Source organism: Psychrobacter sp. TB20-MNA-CIBAN-0197 (assembly GCF_040309765.1).
GTDB classification, from domain to species: Bacteria; Pseudomonadota; Gammaproteobacteria; order Pseudomonadales; family Moraxellaceae; genus Psychrobacter; species Psychrobacter submarinus.
On record NZ_JBEOPC010001085.1, the window covers coordinates 1 to 250 of the forward strand.

The 250-nt window shown below is 63.2% G+C and carries 1 protein-coding gene; it reads right to left on the reverse strand.

Translation table 11 applies throughout. The features are described from left to right. The coding region (locus AAEY83_RS17260; protein ID WP_351061125.1) for a PDZ domain-containing protein at positions 1-250 on the reverse strand (250 nt) is incomplete at both ends.

The following is a 250-nucleotide window of genomic DNA, read 5'->3' on the forward strand; positions in this document are numbered from 1 at the left end:
GGATCACGTCGCCAACCTGCAGGCCGCCCTTGGCCGCAGGGCCGTCATCCTGGATCTGCGCTACCAGCGCGCCAGCTGGCTTGTCCAGACCGAACGACTCGGCCAGATCCTTGTTCACTTCCTGAATGACCACGCCCAGCCAGCCGCGGCTGACTTTGCCACCGCTCTTGAGCTGATTGGAAACGTCCATCGCCACGTCGATCGGAATGGCGAACGACACGCCCATGAAGCCACCGGAGCGGGTGTAGAT